Origin of the sequence: Mesorhizobium hawassense (assembly GCF_003289945.1) — a bacterium.
GTDB lineage: Bacteria > Pseudomonadota > Alphaproteobacteria > Rhizobiales > Rhizobiaceae > Mesorhizobium > Mesorhizobium hawassense.
Genome location: NZ_QMBP01000002.1, coordinates 22,803 through 41,754, shown reverse-complemented (window position 1 = coordinate 41,754; position 18,952 = coordinate 22,803). Strand labels below are relative to the sequence as shown.

General features: G+C 56.9%; 14 protein-coding genes and 3 pseudogenes. 11 read left to right on the top strand and 6 right to left on the bottom strand.

Translation table 11 applies throughout. The features are described 5' to 3' along the window. Window positions 1-75: 75 nt before the first annotated feature. Window positions 76-309: pseudogene (gene tnpB, locus DPM33_RS04420) on the top strand (IS66 family insertion sequence element accessory protein TnpB); the annotation flags it as partial. A gap of 108 nt (window positions 310-417) precedes the next feature. Next, the gene (tnpC, locus tag DPM33_RS04415; protein WP_112096712.1) at window positions 418-1,896 is read left to right on the top strand and encodes an IS66 family transposase; all 1,479 of its coding nucleotides are present in this window, start codon (window positions 418-420) and stop codon (window positions 1,894-1,896) included. Window positions 1,897-1,955: 59 nt separating this feature from the next. On the opposite strand, the gene DPM33_RS04410 is transcribed toward tnpC, so the two are convergent. Continuing rightward, the gene (locus DPM33_RS04410; protein ID WP_112096027.1) at window positions 1,956-2,744 is read right to left on the bottom strand and encodes an SDR family NAD(P)-dependent oxidoreductase; all 789 of its coding nucleotides are present in this window, start codon (window positions 2,742-2,744) and stop codon (window positions 1,956-1,958) included. Next, on the bottom strand, window positions 2,741-4,294 hold the full coding sequence (locus DPM33_RS04405; protein WP_112096025.1) for an ABC transporter substrate-binding protein: 1,554 nt from the start codon (window positions 4,292-4,294) through the stop codon (window positions 2,741-2,743). The genes DPM33_RS04410 and DPM33_RS04405 overlap by 4 nt, the downstream gene beginning before the upstream one ends. A 594-nt stretch (window positions 4,295-4,888) precedes the next feature. Between DPM33_RS04405 and DPM33_RS04400 the strand changes: the two genes are divergently transcribed. Then, window positions 4,889-5,698 (top strand): helix-turn-helix domain-containing protein, encoded by an 810-nt coding sequence (locus DPM33_RS04400; RefSeq protein WP_146770198.1) that lies wholly within the window; start codon window positions 4,889-4,891, stop codon window positions 5,696-5,698. Window positions 5,699-5,799: 101 nt separating this feature from the next. Here DPM33_RS04400 and DPM33_RS04395 read toward each other — a convergent pair whose 3' ends face one another. Together DPM33_RS04395 and DPM33_RS04390 are read right to left on the bottom strand one after the other, a co-directional pair. Next, window positions 5,800-6,597 (bottom strand): SDR family NAD(P)-dependent oxidoreductase, encoded by a 798-nt coding sequence (locus DPM33_RS04395; protein WP_112096711.1) that lies wholly within the window; start codon window positions 6,595-6,597, stop codon window positions 5,800-5,802. A gap of 213 nt (window positions 6,598-6,810) precedes the next feature. Beyond that, on the bottom strand, window positions 6,811-7,803 hold the full coding sequence (locus DPM33_RS04390) for an MBL fold metallo-hydrolase (RefSeq protein WP_167448952.1): 993 nt from the start codon (window positions 7,801-7,803) through the stop codon (window positions 6,811-6,813). A gap of 228 nt (window positions 7,804-8,031) precedes the next feature. On the opposite strand from DPM33_RS04390, the gene DPM33_RS36810 reads away from it, so the two are divergent. Next, window positions 8,032-8,550: a hypothetical protein gene (locus DPM33_RS36810; protein WP_245442000.1), complete on the top strand. Its 519-nt coding sequence runs from the start codon at window positions 8,032-8,034 to the stop codon at window positions 8,548-8,550. Between the two features lie 187 nt (window positions 8,551-8,737). Continuing rightward, window positions 8,738-9,301, top strand: a pseudogene (locus DPM33_RS36800) (IS5 family transposase); the annotation flags it as partial. Between the two features lie 55 nt (window positions 9,302-9,356). Here DPM33_RS36800 and DPM33_RS36795 read toward each other — a convergent pair. Then, window positions 9,357-9,488 (bottom strand): annotated as a pseudogene (locus tag DPM33_RS36795) (transposase); the annotation flags it as partial. A gap of 336 nt (window positions 9,489-9,824) precedes the next feature. Next, on the bottom strand, window positions 9,825-11,648 hold the full coding sequence (gene glmS / locus DPM33_RS04375) for a glutamine--fructose-6-phosphate transaminase (isomerizing) (RefSeq protein ID WP_112096017.1): 1,824 nt from the start codon (window positions 11,646-11,648) through the stop codon (window positions 9,825-9,827). 800 nt (window positions 11,649-12,448) lie between these two features. Between glmS and nusG the strand changes: the two genes are divergently transcribed. The 6 genes from nusG (at window position 12,449) to pseG (ending at window position 18,947) form a co-directional block, all read left to right on the top strand. Beyond that, a complete protein-coding gene (gene nusG / locus DPM33_RS04370; RefSeq protein ID WP_112096015.1) occupies window positions 12,449-13,015 on the top strand; it encodes a transcription termination/antitermination protein NusG in 567 nt (188 codons plus the stop codon). Between the two features lie 392 nt (window positions 13,016-13,407). Continuing rightward, on the top strand, window positions 13,408-14,607 hold the full coding sequence (locus DPM33_RS04365; RefSeq protein WP_245441998.1) for a sugar transferase: 1,200 nt from the start codon (window positions 13,408-13,410) through the stop codon (window positions 14,605-14,607). Window positions 14,608-14,642: 35 nt separating this feature from the next. Beyond that, window positions 14,643-15,938, top strand: a complete 1,296-nt coding sequence (locus DPM33_RS04360; protein ID WP_146770197.1) for a lipopolysaccharide biosynthesis protein — start codon at window positions 14,643-14,645, stop codon at window positions 15,936-15,938. A 31-nt stretch (window positions 15,939-15,969) separates the two neighbouring features. Beyond that, complete coding sequence (gene pseC, locus DPM33_RS04355) at window positions 15,970-17,130, top strand: UDP-4-amino-4,6-dideoxy-N-acetyl-beta-L-altrosamine transaminase (RefSeq protein WP_112096010.1); 1,161 nt, start codon at window positions 15,970-15,972, stop codon at window positions 17,128-17,130. Further along, a complete protein-coding gene (gene pseF / locus DPM33_RS04350; protein ID WP_112096008.1) occupies window positions 17,127-17,828 on the top strand; it encodes a pseudaminic acid cytidylyltransferase in 702 nt (233 codons plus the stop codon). Before pseC ends, pseF begins: the two co-directional genes overlap by 4 nt. A gap of 21 nt (window positions 17,829-17,849) precedes the next feature. Then, window positions 17,850-18,947, top strand: coding sequence for a UDP-2,4-diacetamido-2,4,6-trideoxy-beta-L-altropyranose hydrolase (gene pseG / locus DPM33_RS04345; protein ID WP_112096007.1), 1,098 nt, complete (start codon window positions 17,850-17,852; stop codon window positions 18,945-18,947). Window positions 18,948-18,952: the final 5 nt, after the last annotated feature.

Here is an 18,952-nt window from a genome sequence, read left to right as displayed (position 1 = left end):
AGGGCGGCTCCGCCACATAATCTCGCCCGACGCATAAGAAGGGTTATGTGGCGCGCCACATAACCCTTCTCCGGCGCAGTCTACGTCTTCAGGGCAAAGCGTGCCGACCGGGTCAAGCTGGTCTACTTCGACGGCACCGGCGTGTGCCTGCTGGCAAAGCGCCTGGAGGACGGAAAGTTCTGCTGGCCTGCCATCACCGATGGCGTGGTGAGGTTGACGGCGGCGCAATTGCAGGCGCTCCTGGAAGGGTTGGACTGGCGTCGCGTGCATGACGCCCGCGAGACACGCGCGCCGGTCGCGGCAAGTTGATTCCACCGACGGCCAAGGCGCTGGCAAAGCATTGGAATGCATGATTGAATCGGCTTTGTGACCAATCCGGCCGAGCCACTGACCAACGATCCGATCGCGCTTCAGGCGATGCTCGCGGCGGAGCGCGCCGAGAACGAGCGGCTGCGCCAGATCATCAAGGAACTGCAGCGCCACCGCTTCGGCCGCAGGGCAGAGAGCCTGCCGGTCGACCAGCTGCTGCTGGGCCTGGAAGAGGCCGAGCAGGTCGAGGCCGAAGGCTTCGCGGCGGAGGACGCCGCCGATCTTGCCAAGCGCGAGGCTCGCGCCAGGAAGCGCCGCGCCAACCGCGGTTCACTGCCCGCGCACCTGCCGCGTATCGAGCAGATCATCGACATTCCCGACAAGATCTGCCCGTGCTGCAAGGGAATGCTGCACGTCATGGGCGAGGATCGTTCCGAGCGCCTCGACATCGTGCCGGCCCAATTCCGCGTCATCGTCACCCGCCGACCGAAATACGCCTGCCGGAGCTGCGAGGAGGTCGTGGTGCAGGCACCTGCTCTGGCGCGGCTGGTCGAGGGCGGCATCCCAACCGAGGCGACCGTCGCCCATGTGCTGGTCAGCAAATACGCCGACCATCTTCCTCTGTATCGTCAGGCGCAGATCTATGCCCGCCAAGGCGTGAACCTGGATCGGTCCACGCTCGCCGACTGGGTCGGAAAGGCAGCCTTCCTGCTCCGGCCGATCCATGAGCGCCTGTTCGAGCGGCTCAAGGCATCCGACAAGCTCTTCGCCGACGAGACGACGGCGCCGGTTCTCGATCCCGGTCGCGGCCGCACCAAGACCGGCCAACTGTTCGCCTATGCGCGTGACGATCGCCCCTGGGGCGGGATCGATCCACCCGGCGTCGCCTATCTCTATGCGCCGGACCGAAAAGCCGAGAACGTCGTGCGCCATCTTCAGGGCTTTGTCGGCGTCCTGCAGGTGAACGGCTACGCCGGCTACAAGGTCCTTGCCGAGCGCAATGCCGTGAGCCTGGCCTTCTGTTGGGCGCATGTCCGTCGCCGCTTCTACGAACTGGCCCAGTCTGGACCCGCGCCGATCGCCACGGAAGCGCTCCAGCGCATTGCCGAGCTTTACAAGATCGAGAGCGATATCCGGGGGCGCCCGGCGCAAGAGCGCCGCGCCGCCCGCCAGCAAAAGACTCGGCCGATCATCGATGCCCTCGAGCCGTGGCTGCGCGAGAAACTTGTCTTGGTCAGCCAGAAGAGCAAGCTCGCCGAAGCGATCCGCTACGCGCTCTCGCGCTGGACGGGCCTGACACGCTTCCTCGACGACGGCAGGATCGAGATCGACTCCAACGTGGTCGAACGCTCGATCAGGCCAATTGCCCTCAATCGCAAGAACGCGCTCTTCGCCGGCTCCGACGGCGGCGGAGAGCACTGGGCGACCATCGCCTCACTCATAGAAACCGCGAAGCTAAACAGCGTCGACCCGTACGCTTACCTCGCTGACGTAATCGTCCGCATCGTCGCCGGTCATCCACAAAACCAGCTCGACCACCTACTGCCCTGGGCATATGCCCCCGCGCAACTCAAAGCCGTGGCCTGAGAACACCGGTTACTTTTCAGGAACAATCAAACTTAGTTGATCGCCAAACGAGTGCGCTCTCAACCTGAGGTATAGCCGCCGTCGACCACCAAGACCGTCCCGGTAATAAAGGAGGCACAATCGGAGGCTAAAAAAAGCGCCGCGGCCACTATCTCCTCGGCCGTCCCGAAGCGTTTCAGCGGCGTACGCGCGATCGCCGCTTCAGCCGCGGCCGTATTTACCGAATGGTCGTTGCCCTCCATCCGATGATCAGTCCAACCAGGCGCGACCGCGTTCACCCGAATATTGTGTTGCCCCCATTCAAGGGCCAGAGACCGGACAAGTTGATTGACACCGCCCTTCGCGGCGCCGTACGCGGATAGCCCGTTGAAGCCAACCAGCGAAGCGTTCGACGATGTTACGACGATTGATCCGCCCGAAGGCTGGGTTGTCATCTTCCGAGCGGCTGCAACTGAAGAATTGAAGACCCCGTCCAAATCGACACCAATGGTCTTTGCCCAAGTCTGTTGAGACGTCTCGAACGCAGTTTCCGATATCGATACCCCGGCATTGCACAACATGATATCCAGTTGTCCGAAGTGCTCAATCGCGCTTTGAACAAATGCCTCGCAGCTTTCTCTCTTCGTGACATCAAGGAACTGACAAACTGCTTGCCCTTCGAATACTTCGATCTTCTTTAAGGCAGCGTGATTGGCTTCGTTTGACGGCGACCCGATGATCACGCTAACCTCGTTCTCTACCAAGGCGAGGGCCATTGCGAGACCGAGTCCCCGGCTTCCCCCGGTTATCGCGGCCACTCGACCGCCCAGGCTGGGGAACGCCAGGGAGCTCCGTATGCTCTGAATCATGTGCCGACAAAATCCTGGAGCAATAGATTGCTTCCACTGGGAAGTATCGCGGGCGTCAGCGTGTCAACGGACGCGAACGTGTAGACATTGTATGTAATCCAGATAAACGCGGCGGACTTATCCATAAGCTGCTGCATCTGGACGTAAATCTCGCTACGCTTCTTGTCATCCAAGGTTGCCTCGGCCTTGACGAACAAAGCATCGAACTCTGGATTGCTCCATCGCTGCCAGTTCCAAAGCCCGATCTGAGAGGTAGTAAACCACTGCATTTGAAATCCGGCATCCATCTTGCCGGGGAATTCGATCAAGGACAGATCCAAATCCTTGGACGCGTCATTTTCACCGAGTGCCCAATAAGCGCCGCTGTCGCGTGAATCAATTTCCAGGTCAATTCCAACGTCAGCGAGATTGGCTTGCACGATGGCTGCAATTGCCTGAAACACAGATGTATTCAGGATGGTCAAACGTGTCTTGAAGCCCGAACCAAGACCGGCCTTAGCTAGCAGAGCCTTTGCTGCCTCCACGTCTCTGGCGCGAACGGGAGCGTCCTTCCAATCCCCCAACAATTCCGGAGCCAAGATCGCGTTCGCTCGGGGGGCGAAACCGTTGTATGCGCCTGCCAGAATGGCATCGACATCAATTGCCAAGCGAAGCGCTTCTCTGACTTCGTGTTTGTCGAATGGGGGCTTGGCGATGTTGGGGCCAATCCAGACGTAATCGATCCCCGACTTTTTTATTATTTTGGTTGCTGGTGACTTGCCTATTTCTTCGGACCGGACGGGGTCGATCTGTGTAAAGTCGAGCTCCCTTCCGAGGAAGGCAAGTTCGGCGGTCCTTAATTCAGTAATCGGCCGCAGATCGATCTCCTCAAAGTGAGATTTCGGTCCTTTGAAATCCGGATTTGCCGTCAGGACGAACCGTGTACCGGGCGTGGATTCGGCCAGCATATATGGGCCAGATCCAATGACATTTGCAGAAATTTTCCCTCCGAATTTCTGGAAAGCTTTTTTGGATACAATCACACCGGAACCATCGGCTAACGTAGTCGTCCAAAGCGAGGCTTTCGGACCCTTCAGATGAATTCTGCCACTCAGCGGGCCGGTCACTTCGACCGAGTCAAGGACAGCCCAGTCGTCCGCGAAAGCGACTTTCTTCCCGTCTGGGCCCGGCTTGATGAACCGCTCAAATGAAAACTTCACGTCTTGAGCCGTAACCTGGCCAAACCCTCCGGAAAACATCAAATTGTCTTTGAGAGTGAATTCGATCAACGTGTCGCTTACCTGAGCGATGGATGCCGCAGCGTCGTTCTCAAATTCTAGGGTACCGAGCTTTGGCTTGATCAGTCCTTGATATACCGCAAGAATGACGTTGACTTCGATAGGTCCAGTCCGATTCGCTGGATCGAGGTTCTGAAGGTCTCTTGGAATGCGCACAAGCAGCTTTTTGCCCGTCGCAAAGACGTTGCTGGGTGAGATGGTAATGAAAGCTGCCGCGGCTCCAAGAGAAGCTGCGGTTTTGATAAGCCGGCGTCTAGATAGCTTCGATGACATATCGCTACCCCTCCTTTTTGTTGCGGCTGAAGCCGAGGGTCCATTGGAAAACTTTAATGGCGCGCGCCTGTTGGCGCCGCTGACAGCAAAGGCTATTGGAACGCCGACGCATGGTCCATAGAACTTAGCGCAGTGATCTTACGCTGGATGCAGCTACACCAGAGAAAGGTGGCGTCGTCGACGGGGCCGACAAACGGGGCCGCCGCTGGCCTGGAGGGTCATATCGATCCCAGTTTGGGGCAGCAGGCTACGTTGTCAGCTTTTGTTGATTAACCGGGACAAATTGGCTGACGTGACCTGAAGCGGGATGGAGTAAGGCCCCTAGCGGGTTTCGCTGGGTTGTGCTCCAGGTTTGGTGAGTGCACGAGAGGTGGTCTCAGACAGCCATGGACAACCCAATGCGAAATGCGACTATATGCAGATGGCTTCCGTTTGCACTTGCCGGCGGGCTTTCGATCGAGCCAGCCAAGAGTATGAAGAACGGCAGGGTATTTGACGTGCCTGTAAGCATGGTGTTTGGGAATGAAAGTGTAGGGAGTCTCTGGCTTGATCCTGTATGGAGGTAACATGATGTCGACAGGAGATCGACAGCAAGTGGCCATAGCAGAAAATCTTAGGAAGCTCTGTTCACGCTACGATTCCGTTTCACAAATCTCTCGAAAACTTGGAATTAATCGCCAGCAGTTCAATAAATATCTGTCTGGAACCTCTTTTCCGTCGTTGCGAAACTTGCGGCGCATAACCGATTTTTTTGGTGTCGACGAGTTTGAGATTCTCCTTCCCCCGGAAGAATTTTCTCAGAAAGTGCTCCCCAACCAAGCCGCTGTAGTCCGACCGCCAACCATTACACCGGGCTTTTTGCCCAGCCCTCCCGAAACATCGCAGATCTTCTTGGCTCCATATTGCGGATTCTACCACGTCTATTTTCATACACCCGTATGGTCGAACCACATCGTCCGCGCGCTGACCCGGATCCATCAAGTCGATGGTCGGACAGCGACGCGAACCTTTGAGCGTCTCCGAGAAGTCCGAGCGAGGGGACAGGCCGGCCCCGTTCAGAAGTTTCGAGGAAATGTTTCGCAGGTCGTCGATAGGCTGTGCATCTTGGAATACGAGACTCTGGTCGAGGAGCTGGTGTCGATGACTTTCCTGTATCCTTCGCATCGCCACGCGCTTCGACTTTTGACTGGCGTGATGATTGGTGTGGCCAGCGGCGGTAGCCGACAGCCCTTTGCATCGAGGGTGGTCTATGAATTTATCGGCCAGAAGATCGACGGGCGGGCAGGGCTTGGCGCCTGCGGCTTGTTTCTGCCAGATGACGCGGCGGTCCCGGAGGAGATTCGCTCGCGCATCCGAAATACTATCGACCCTGGGGAAAGCGTGCTGCTGCCTCGCGCCTACTGATGCCGGGACGGCGCATCGCAGAAGGCAACTCAAACTACCTTGCCGCGAGCCTTCCGCGGGAATCGTATTTCTTGCCGAAGCTACTCTCAAACTATCAAGCGCTAGGTCAGTGATCCGCCGGTTACCTGGATGTTTTCCATGGTGATGCTACCTGCCTCTTCCCGACAAAGGAAAGTAGCTAGTGCCGCAAGCTCGCTAGGCTGCAACAAGCGTTTTTGGGGTTTGCGCATAATAATGTCGTAAAGCACGTCCTCAGGGGTCCGACCCTTGCCCTCCCGCTCAGAGATTTCCTTGATAGTCCGGCGAGTCATCTCGGTGTCAACGCCACTCGGACTTATCATGACGCAGGTCACCCCATGCGGAGCTCCTTCGAGCGCTGCGCAACGGGTGAGGCCAAGCATGCCGGACTTGGAGGCGCAATAGGCGGGGTTGTCCGCCCAGCCGACATTTGCGTAGGTGGAGCCGATGTTGATAATACGGCCCCATCTGCGCGAAATCATGCCCGGCATCGTTTCGCGCATGGCGCGAAACGCGCCGTTGAGGTTTGTATCGAGTATTCTGTCCCACAGTTCATCGGAATGGCCGCTAACGGGCTGCTCGAAGCAAATTCCAGCGGCGTTCACAAGAATGTCGATCGGGCCGCAGACGACTTGGGCCTCACTTACGAACTCGCGCACAAGACCTGAATTGCGCACATCCAGATGCCCGGCAAAGACCTTGGTGCCAAATGGTTCCAGCCGCTCCCGCACGTTCTTTACAAAGTCAGGCATGGCGGGATTGACGAAGGAGCCTACGGCGACATTGGCGCCAGCCTCGGCAAGTCCTTCTGCTATAGCTAGGCCTACGCCGGTCAATCCACCTGTGACAAGTGCGCCTTTGTTCAAAAGAAAGCGAGACATGTGGTCCTCCGATCTTATCATTTGTGGGTGCAACTGACGGCGCATTACATGGGGTGCGTAGCGGCGGCTGCGTAGCAACATACCTTCCAAAATTCGCGACATATTGGTCGCCCCATGCATATCGTTGCCGGCGTTCGCCCCTGCCTCCATCATCGGGAGGCAGGGGAGTTCCAGTTTTGGGAGACATCCATGGTTTGGGTGGTGAACTGCCTATCAACCGGCCTTGCTGCCGAGCGCGGCGAGCACCTGGGCGCCAATCTGCTCTGACCGATGGCCGTCAATACACTGTTCGAGTACCGTCTTCCCTTCATAATAGTACGGATCGAACCAGTCGGGAAAACGCCTCTGCATCTCGCTTACAACGTAACTGCGGCTTTTGGCATCGATCGTATCTATGTTCTCGGGATCGACATCCCGGGGGGCGACGTCTGACATAAGACCAAGGAACGTGGCAAACCAGTGCTTGGTCTCCTCGATGAGCTCCTTTCCTGCGATGCCTTGATGTCCAGTCAAGACAAAGCGAGGGTTCATTTCGCTGAACTCCTGCAGGATTCGGTACCAGTTCGCTGTGGTACGGTCCGAGAAATAATGGTGCTGCTTGTTCTGCAGAATGTCGGCGGCAATCAATGCACGATGTTGGGGGATCCACCCCACAACTTGAACGGGCGCCTCAGCCGGACCGACCTCTTTCAGCTCGAGAGTGATCTTGTCGAACGCAAGCGTCAGCGTGCGCTCAAAACCGAAATCCGGATATACGAGATCGGCGGGATTGCTGGGTACCTCGTCGCCCCACTCTTTACGCGTCTTGGCGACGCGTTGCGCTGCAGTGGCGTGCATGTCAGCCAGTACGCCGGCGCTCGTAATAATGGTCGCGTTCGGGGCAACCTTGCGGAAGAGCATGTTGCCAAAATAATGATCGGGATGCGCGTGCGTGTTGATTATAGCGAATATATTTCCACTGGTCTTGGACTTGATTGCATCCCAAAGCTCTTGAGCCGCGCTGTAATATATCTGGGTGTCGACCAGGACAACGCCGCGCTCAGTCTCAAAGAAGTATGATGATGTAAAATAGGGATCTTGACGGCTCTGGTATGAATGAATCACCACATCACCATGTATGGTCTGCGATTGATCCGAGGCTTTTGCAAGTATACATTGCCACTTCGGATCATTCTTCCAGTGTTTTTCACGTCTATCTACATTCATTGATGTTCTCCGAGTTGAAACCATATTATATGTGTTTTCACACCTTGGACATATTAAAGTGATAGTAAAAATATGTCCTGAAGTAGTCTTACATATTTCATTATCCGCAAGAAGCGGGTCAGATAGACAATCCGAACGAGCCAAAGTCGCCTTCTCGACAAAGTCAAATTAGAGAAACATGATTACGATGACTACGGAAATTTGCGCCTGAATGCGACGCGCGATGCAGTGAATCAGAGCCAGACTGCGTCACCCACGGTGACGCTTAGCCTGTCTGCTGAGGCGGACGCTATCGTGATCGGCATGGGTTTCGCGAACGTCGCGATCAACGTGCTGACCAGTTACACCAACAACGTGGCGTTGACCGGCATTGACTTTCTGAAGGTCAATGTCGCACTGCGATCTGCCGCCCGATCCGTGATGGGCGTGGCGCACTATGCCTGGGCGCCACCCCATCAGCCTGCAGGGCTGACCGCACAAGGCCGCAAGCCACGCGGGCCCTCGCCAATAGAAGAGTGCGGTGAATATTCATCGTCACTGCTCACGCCTTCCTCGACAAATCCAGTCGCGTACAGCTTGATCGCTACGCCGTTTCTCCTCGAAATCGGCCGTCGACGACGGATTGCCATGCCCGTGCGGGACCACTACCGGCTGAATTTTTGCCGTCGACCGCCTCGTCGGCGGCGTTTCATCGTCATTCCTTTTCGTGCTCGGCTTCGAGGGTCTCGAACCCTTGAGACACCCTAGGACGTCGTCGAGCGGCGACAGCATCCTTCAGCGGAACTCGGCAATGAACTCCTGAGGTTGTGTCGCGCCATTTGCGAGCATTCGCAATCAACGGGGCTTCCCCCATATGCCGAGCCGTTGGACGCGTCGTATTTGCGCCCTCACGCAATTAGCGGCGCTGCTTAATTGAGCTCGGGCATTCGGATGAATCAGAGACCGCCGGTCCATCTCGGTACCGGATTCCCTGACCGGTCGGGCCATCAATGCAGCGCATGCCGCGGGAGGCCGAGCGCTGGCGCATACCGCCCCAGCCGACCACGGTCCGCACAAGACCATCTACAACCGCTTCATCCGCTGGAGCCGACTGGGTGTATTCAACCGCATTCTGGCAGAACTGGCCGCCCAGGGGGGCGAAACGGACAATCTGATGATCGATGCCACCCATCTCAAAGCGCATCGCACCGCCGCCAGCCTGCTTAAAAAGGGGGCTCTACCCCGATGTATCGGACGCAGCCGTGGCGGGCTGACCACCAGGCTGCAAGTGGTCTGCGACAAGGGGCGCCCGCGGCTACTGCATCTGAGCGAAGGGCAGGCCAATGATCACAAGACCGCTGCCGCAGCGATCGAGGACTTGCCTGCTACCAAAGCCCTGCTCGCCGATCGGGCCTACAGTTCCGCAGCCTTCCGCCAGGCGCTCGTCGAACGCGGCATCACGCCCCGCATCCCACCCATGCCAAGCATCGTGTTCAGCATAGCTACGATCCTGCCGCTATACCGACAGCGCCAGAGGATCGAGAACATATTAGCACGCCTCAAAGACTGGCGTCGTCCCGCCAGCGAAGGCCATTGCGGATCACGAAAAGGATGCCGCTCAGCACCCGGCGGTCATCGACTCGCGGAACACCATGCGACAAAGGAAAATAGAGCTCGATCCGGCGCATCTGCTGCGGCGTCAACATCAGCAAATCACGCAAGGCAGCATCCTCCTGCCACCTTGAATCACCTGCCAGCCTTCAACTCAACAAATTAATGGGCCTGACCCTAGTCGTAGTGAAGCCGACGTCCAGGCCAAAATCCTTTGGGCGAGCCAGGGGCAACAGCGCGAGTACAAGGACGACAACCAGCGCGACCACAAAAACAACCTGTCCGGCGGCCGTATGAAATTTCATTCTGCTCCTGCAAAGGTGTGACGTGACCGCCGCTTTGAGCCGGATCCGGTGTGGGGCAGGGGCCACATTCGCAGGGGCCACATTCATAGCCACGATTGTATCGCAGTGAACGCTGGGTGAATGAATCTATTCGACCGTCACCGATTTCGCCAGGTTGCGGGGTTGATCGACGTCGGCGCCCATGAACACCGCAGTGAAATAGGCCAGCATCTGGATCGGCAGTGCGTAGATGATCGGCGAGATGATTTCCGGCACCTCGGGCAGGATGATCGTCTCCATGGTCTTGATGCCTGCCTGCGCAGCGCCCTTGGCATCGGTGATCAGGATGATCTTGCCGCCGCGCGCCGCCACTTCCTGCATGTTCGACACCGTCTTTTCGAAGATGCGGTCATAGGGCGCAATCACGATCACCGGCATGTTCTCGTCGATCAGCGCGATCGGCCCATGCTTCAGCTCGCCGCCGGCATAGCCCTCGGCGTGGATGTAGGAGATCTCCTTGAGCTTCAGCGCGCCTTCCATGGCCAGCGGAAAATTGGTGTCGCGGCCGAGATAGAGCACGTCCTTGTAGCGCGAGAGCTCGCGCGAGATGCGCTCGATCTGCTCGTCGAGCTTCAGCACCTGCGTGGCGAAGCGCGGCGCCTCCGAAAGCTCGCGCACCAGCTGTTTTTCCTGATCGCGCGAGATGGTGCCGCGCGCCACGCCGGCGCGCACCGCAAGTGCCGCCAGCACCGAAAGCTGGCAGGTGAAAGCCTTGGTCGAGGCGACGCCGATCTCCGGCCCGGCAAGCGTCGGCAGCACGACATCGGATTCGCGCGCCATGGTCGATTCACGCACATTGACGACAGCGCCGATCTTCATGCCGGCCTTGCGGCAATAGCGCAGCGAAGCCAGCGTATCGGCGGTCTCGCCCGACTGCGAGATGAAGAACGCCGCATCGTCCGCCGAAAGCGGCATCTCGCGATAGCGGAATTCCGAGGCGACATCGATATCGACCGGCAGCCGCGCATAGCGCTCGAACCAGTATTTCGAGATCAGCCCGGCGAGATAGGCGGTACCGCAGGCCGAAAGCGCCAGCCGGCCGATCTTGGCGAAGTCGAACGGCAGGTCGAGCGGTTTCGACATACCGGAGACGAAATCGACGTAATGCGCCAGTGTGTGCGAGATCACCTCCGGCTGCTCATGGATTTCCTTTTCCATGAAATGCCGGCGGTTGCCCTTGTCGACCATGAAACTGGTCGAAAGCGACTGCTGGCGCCCGCGGCTGACCTTCTTGCCGTCGATGTCGTAGATGGTCACGCTTTCGCGGCGCACCACCGCCCAGTCGCCGTCCTCGAGATAGGTGATCGAGTTGGTGAAGGGCGCGAGCGCGATCGCGTCCGAGCCCAGGAACATCTCGCCCTCGCCGTGGCCGACAGCCAGAGGCGGACCGTTGCGGGCGCCGACGATCAGGTCTTCGTCGCCCTTGAACATGATCGCCAGCGCGAAGGCTCCCGAAAGCCGCTTCAGCGCCGCATGCGCGGCTTCGACCGGCTTCAGCCCCTTGGCGAGCTCGCGCGCCACCAGATGCGCGACGACCTCGGTATCGGTCTGTGAGGAGAAGATGTAGCCGTCGCGGGTGAGTTCGTCGCGCAACTCGGCGAAATTCTCGATGATGCCGTTGTGGACGATGGCGACGCCGTTGGAAAAATGCGGGTGCGCGTTGGTCTCGTTGGGCACGCCATGCGTGGCCCAGCGCGTGTGGCCGATGCCGATCGTGCCGTCGAGCGGCTCGTCCTTCAGCCGGCGTTCGAGGTTGACCAGCTTGCCTTCGGCGCGGCGGCGGCCGAGTTCGCCGTTCTCGATGGTGGCGACACCCGCCGAGTCGTAGCCGCGATATTCAAGCCGCTTCAGCGCATCGACGATGAGCGGCGCGACTTGGCTTCGGCCAACGATTCCAACGATACCGCACATGCAGAACCTTCCCCCCGAATCTTTACGAAAAAAGTTGAGCTATTTCACCGCGCATTCAAAAGCAATTCGTCGTATAGTCGGCAGCTATCAGGCGATAAAAACTTCCAATAGGCGTGCAACTGTTACGCATGCCCCCAATAGCAATATTAACCACGAAATAATGTCCGAGTCAAAGAAACAAAGAGGATTGCCAAAATAGGACTCAATACCACGCCGACAATATTGGACGATTGTGCCAATACATGTAAAAACTTCAAAAGGCGCTGAAGAGAAGGAACCTTACTAGTTTTCCGCCAACGTCAAGGCAGATGCCCCTCAAGCTCGTCGAGCGAATCTGACATTAAGTCGCACCTTCAACAATAGTGAAATAGCAATCACTGGGCAAGGCGTGGGTTGACCGTTCGTCACCCTACCGCGTGACCGGAGGTCATGTCGATATGTTTTAACCAATTGTACCAAAAAAGGCATCAATACAACCCTTGATTCTAGCTCACGAGCATTATATGGCTCCCCAACGCATACGTTGCTGGCGACTTCTCCGGCTCACCTCAAAGAATCCTTCAGATGGAAACAAACAATGACGATAAAGGGGCCGCATTGTCAGAGCGTATCGATTCTGCCGACAATAAACAAAAGTAACGGAACGCAGCAGTAGCAATACCTTACTAGTGGCCAATGATCAATGAACCAATTCGTACCTACATATACAATTGTCGGACCTAAGTTGAATAGTCACTTGCCAGTTTGTCTGGAGCGGCGTCGATTTTCCGTCTGTTGTACAGCATAAAGATGAAAGCAGGATGTTGACTCGCTCGGGACGATCTGGCACCTGTGAAAATGTATCGCAAAAACTCCACGTAAACGGCGTTGGAGACCGCTGGTATGTGGCCAGTGTATTTCTCGGCAAGGAGACCTTAGTTGAGCAGCATCTGTATAGGCAGGGATTTGTTTCATTCGTTCCGCGTGCGGAGAAGACTGTTCGTCACGCGAGACAGCTCTCCACGCGGTTAGCAGCATACTTTCCTGGGTATATGTTTGTAACCCTGGACGTTACTCAGCAGCGCTGGCGCTCAGTCAACGGTACTATCGGCGTTCGCTCTTTGATCATGCAAGGGGATAGACCCTCGCCGGTCCCTTTTGGTTTGGTCGAGCGGTTCATTGCATTGACTGGCAAAGATGGCCTGCTTGATTTCAGCAGTAGACTCAAGCTGGGATCTTCGGTCCGAATTCTATCGGGGCCTTTCGCTGAATTGGTCGGTCGTCTTGATCGGCTAGATTCTACGGGGCGGGCCAGGGTTTTGGTCGCCATCATGAACGGCGAAATTCCTATTGATCTGGAATCCAGTGGCCTTGTCACAATTGCCTGATCAAAGCGGGTTGTTACTCGGTTGATCAATCCCCTTTGTTGGATATGCGCACTTCCGGCTTCACCCGGAAGTGCGGTAGCCGTGGTCTTGCCACGTCAATAGCGGTCACATCCTGGCGATGATCAGAAAAAGTCATAAGAGCCACTAACTTCTTGCACAAAGCATCTATTTTGCTCGCGGCGCGATGGTGGCACAAAGAATGCTGCAGTATCAGCTAGATCACCGCCGGCGACCGCGTGGACGCATTTGACCCTGTTCGGTCGTAACGATAGCAAGTGGGCGAAGAGCAATTCGCCTGATTCCAGCATGTGAATATGGCCGTGCGCGTCACAAATCTGTCAAATCGAAGACATCTTCTGTTGCGAATGCGCTTTCATCTGGCTGGGGGCCTGATGTTTTCAGCGCTTCTTCCTGCTCTTGCTCGCGCATTGGTTGACTGCAGTGCGATATACTCTTCTAATATGCAGATCACAATTGTCGCTGCGATCCTCTCACACATCACTGGCTACATGTTATACCGCAGGATCGCGAATTTCCCGGGGGTGGCGGCAGCTGTATACGTTCTGCCTACCTTTTCTTTGGTCTACGGCTTCGTATTTTTGACTTTTTTCTTTCTTCGAATTGACTACAGCCGGCTCCAGGCGGCCGCCAGCTTCTTTCAGTCGACGTTTTGGTACTTCGCGCTAAGCGTCGCGACGCGACGGATCGAACCATGCCGACTGGCTGTAATTCCTGGGGGGAACGTCAGTCGGCTGGGAAACATACCCGGGGTGGCCTGGCATTGGATTCGTTCGTCTGACGAAGTTGTAAAACAAGCGAGCGGGGTGGTGGCCGATCTTCGGGCCGATCTTTCAGGCGAGTGGGAGCGATATATTGCCGATCGCGCGCTTTCAGGGACACCGGTATATCATATCAAACAGGTGAGCGAGTCGCTGACGGGTCGTGTTGAGATCGAGCATCTTTCGGAAAACACTCTCGGCTCTCTAAATCCTAACCAAGCATATCTAAAGGTAAAGCAGTTGATCGACTGGGGATCCGCATTGGCGGTCCTAGTTGTTTTTTCACCTGTTCTTCTATTAGTCGCCCTGTTGATCAGAGTTGAATCAAGCGGGGCCGCGTTATTCAAACAGGAGCGGATGGGCTACAGAGGCAACGTCTATAAGGTCTACAAATTTAGGACAATGAGAGCAGGTGCTCGCGCTGCTGACGACAAAGAGCAGGCAATTACAAAAGACGGTGACGCTCGTATCACTCGATTAGGGCGATTCTTGAGAAAGTCGAGAATTGACGAATTACCGCAAATTATCAACATCTTGCGGGGAGAGATGAGCTGGATTGGACCTCGACCCGAGGCGCTTGTGCTTTCCAGGTGGTATGAGGCTGAACTGCCGTTTTATAGTTACAGACATATCGTTCGACCAGGCATTACTGGATGGGCGCAAGTGAATCAAGGTCATGTGGCAGATGTTGGAGAGGTATTGGAAAAACTTCATTACGATTTTTACTACATCAAGAATTTCTCCCCGTGGTTGGACCTGCTAATCGTTTTTCGAACAATTAGAACAGTCCTCACCGGCTTTGGCGCCCGTTGAATGGCCAGGGTGCGAGTCCAGGCCGAGGCCGGGCGTTGAAAATCCAATCGGCGCCCCTGCTGCAGGGAAATGAGCGTTTGGTTGCAGGGGCGGGCCGTCTGCTGAATATTGGTTTGCGTTTTGGCACTCTGTCGACCCGGTTTCTGTTTGTATTCTTCCTCGCTAGGTATGTCGAGCCGACTTCGGTGGGGTACTACGGGCTCTTCACAGCAACGATCATTTACGGTCTATATGTGGTCGGTTTGGACTTTTATGTCTTCCTATCGCGAGAGATTGTGACCGTATCTGAAGACAAGCGGGGAGCCATGTTGAAGGGACAATTGGCTTTATGCGGTCTGCTATACGTGATTGTACTGCCAACTTTTGTGCTCGTCCTAATACGTATGGACTGGTCAGTGTCCATGCTCTGCTGGTTCGTTCCTATTCTGGCACTAGAACACTTCAACCAGGAAATATCCCGGCTGTTGATCGTGTTGTCGGACCAGGTCGCCGCGAGCATGACGTTGTTCGTCCGCCAGGGCAGCTGGGCTATCGCGGCTGTCGCCCTGATGATCGGATATCCAGAAGGCCGGAATATCAACGTCATTATGGCGCTCTGGGTATGTGCGGGCCTCGCTGCGGGAGCACTGGGTATTTGGAGAGTAAAGCAACTTCCGATTGGTGGTTGGTCAAGGCCGATCGATTGGCGTTGGGTCCGAAAAGGGATCTCGGTTAGCGCGGCGTTCCTCGTTTCGACCCTTGCCTTGCGTGGTATCCAGACAGCCGATCGATATTGGATGGAAGGCCTGGGTGGGATTGAAACGGTTGGCGCCTATGTGTTGTTCCTCGGGGTTGCTAGCACACTGATGGTCTTTTTGGATGCTGGCGTCTTCTCCTTCAGCTACCCAGCGCTGATTAGTCATAACCACAAGCGGGAATATGATCTTGCCCGTGCGACCGTTCGGCGGATGTTCTTTCAGACATTGGTTATCTCGGTCGCGTTTGGCTTCGTAAGCTGGGCGTTGCTGCCATACTTGCTCCATTGGGTAGGCAAGGCAGTCTACCAGAACGCTTTTGGCCTATACCCGTGGGTCGTGCTTGCAGCCATCACAAATGCGGTCGGCATGGTGCCTCACTATGCCCTCTACGCCCGCGGGGTCGACAAGCCCATCATCTACAGCCATATCGCTGCATTGCCGGTATTTGTCACATCCACATGGTGCCTAAGCAAAGGCCACGCCGAACTGGCTGTTCCGATTAGCATGACGATCTCGTTCACTCTGATCATGATCTGGAAAGCGGTCGCCTACCATCTGGTCGACAGCAATCACTCAACGCCAAAGTCGGCATAATTCAATTTTTGCTCAAATACGGGCCAAGCCTATGATCCGCTACGGACAACAAGATATCACACAGGCTGACATCGATGCCGTTGTTGGCGTTTTGAAGTCCGTCAACCTTACTCAAGGGGCCAACATTCCGAAGTTTGAGTGGAGTGTGATGGCGCGCACTGGTGCCAGGCATGCGGTGGCCGTCAACAGCGCCACCTCGGCACTTCACATCGCCTGTCTGGCGCTGGATCTCGGGCCTGGCGATTTTCTCTGGACCACGCCGAACACGTTTGTGGCCACGGCAAATTGCGCGCTCTATTGCGGCGCTCAAGTGAGCTTCGTGGATATCGACTCGCGTACCTATAACCTCTGTCCAAGGGCCCTGGAGGAAAAGCTTATCGAAGCTGAAAGGGTCGGCCGCCTGCCGAAGATTGTGGCCCCTGTTCACCACACCGGACAGCCATGCGATATGGAGGCCATTCACGCCCTTGGTGAAAAGTACGGGTTTAAGATCCTCGAAGATGCCTCGCACGCCATCGGCGCTCGCTACAAAGGGGAGCCCATTGGAAGCGGTCGATACAGCGACATCACCGTGTTTAGTTTCCATCCAGTAAAAATCATCACCACCGCTGAAGGTGGGATGGCCTTAACCAACAATGATGAATTGGCAACGCGCTTGGGCCTCCTACGAAGCCACGGCATTACGCGAGAGCCGGAACTCATGACGCAGCTCATGGATGGCCCTTGGTATTATCAACAGGTGGCTCTCGGCTACAACTATCGAATGACGGACATGCAGGCTGCGCTAGGCGTGAGCCAAGTTGCTCGCCTGGCCCATTACGTGAAGCGGCGACATGAGATCGCCGATCGTTACAATACGCTCTTGGCCAACCTGCCGCTGACGCTGCCGTGGCAACATCCAGACAGCTACTCCGCCTACCATTTGTATGTGATCCGGCTACAGCTGGAGAACATAGGTGTGTCGCATCTAGAGATCTTCGAGGCGCTGCGCGCCAAGGATATCATGGTCAACCTCCATTACATCCCGGTGCATACCCAACCCTATTACCAGAAGATGGGTTTCCGGGACGGCGACTACCCAGAGGCTGAGCGCTATTACCGGGAGGCCATTAGTATCCCCATGCACCCGGCATTGACCGACGCCGACCAGGAGTTCGTGGTTGAGGTGCTGCGCGAGGCCATGGAGGTATGAAGCTCGCCGTGGTTCCGGCGCGGGGCGGTTCAAAGCGCATCCCCCGCAAAAACATCCGCACTTTTGGCGGGCTGCCGATAATTGCGTGGTCGATTCGCGCAGCCATACAGAGCGCTTGTTTCGACCGTATCATCGTCAGCACGGACGATGGTGAGATCGCCGAGGTGGCAAAAGAATACGGCGCGGAAGTGCCTTTCATGCGCCCAAGGGAACTGTCTGACGACCACACTGGAACTGTTCCCGTCGTGGCACACGCCATCCGATGGCAGGCGGGGGAGGGAACTCCTGCCAGTGAGGTCTGTTGTGTCTACGCAACTGCGCCATTTGTGCGGGCGAGTGACGTGCGACGGGGCCTGGAGATGCTTCGGGCGACTGAGGCCGACTTCGCCTTCTCGGTGACGAGTTACGCCTTCCCCATTCACCGTGCGTTGCGGATCACGGCGGGCCAGCGCGTGGCAATGTTCCAGCCGGAGCATCTGGGGAGTCGCTCTCAAGACCTTGAGGAAGCCTGGCACGACGCCGGTCAATTTTACTGGGGTCGCTCTGAGGCATGGCTTGAGAACAGGCCTGTGTTCGGCGAAGACAGTGTCCCAGTGCCCTTGCCACGCCATCGTGTGCAAGACATCGACACACCCGAGGATTGGGTGCGGGCGGAGTATATGTTCCGGGTTCTGAACCCGGACACGGGATCGGAATGATCCAAAAATGTCCCGCAGTGAATGAAACGCATGCAGATCGCCTTTCGAACTGATGCCTCGATCGACATTGGCACCGGTCATGTCATGCGCTGTCTCACGCTGGCTGACGCGCTTCGCGAGCGCGGAGCGGAAAGCCTGTTCATTTGCCGCCTACACAATGGCCACCTTATGAAACTCATAGCAGCGCGCGGCTATACGGCCGTCGCGCTCCCTAAGCTGCCTGTGGCGGGCATTAAGGCGTGCGCGGTTCCACCCCATGCCTACTGGCTGGGGACGGACTGGGCTCGAGATGCCCAGGAAACGCGCCAAGCCATCGGGGCTGTGGACTGTCTGGTCGTGGATCATTACGGGCTAGACTGCCGCTGGGAGGAAGGGCTTCATCCTGCCTGTCGATACCTGATGGTCATCGACGACTTGGCTGACCGCCCGCACCATTGCGACCTGTTGCTCGACCAAAGTCTCGGCCGCACGCGAGGGGACTACGATGGCCTCTTGGGCGACCACGCCATCACGTTGTTCGGACCGAACTATGCGCTTTTGCGACCCGAATTCTCGGAGCTGCGCGCAGAGAGTCTTGCTCGCCGGGTTCAACCGAAACTCGAGCACCTGCTCGTAACCATGGGCGGTGTGGACAAGGAGAACGTTACAGGCTCTGTGTTGGACGCGCTCGATGACGGGACCTTGCCTCCGAATTTGCGGATTACGGTTGTCATGGGGCCGCACGCGCCCTGGATAGATCAGGTGCGTATCCGTGCGGCCGCCATGCGCCACCCGACTCGGGTTCTCGTCGGTACGAGCGACATGGCCCGCTTGATGGCCGAAAGCGACCTTGCGATCGGCGCGGCCGGAAGCACTTCCTGGGAGCGCTGCTGCATGGGCCTGCCCAGCTTTGTGCTGGTGCTGGCGGACAACCAACATACCGTTGCCGAGGCGTTACAAGGTTCAGGCGCCGTCGTGGCCCTGCAGAAGCCGTCGCAAGTTGTAAGGCACTTGGAAGAGCGCCTGGTGTCAGGGACGGTTGGTCAGTTCCTCCTTGATCTAAGCAACGCAGCCGCAAGCGTCACTGACGGCGAAGGCGTTACCCGGATCGCCGATCGGATGGTCTGTGAATATGCCTGAGCTGT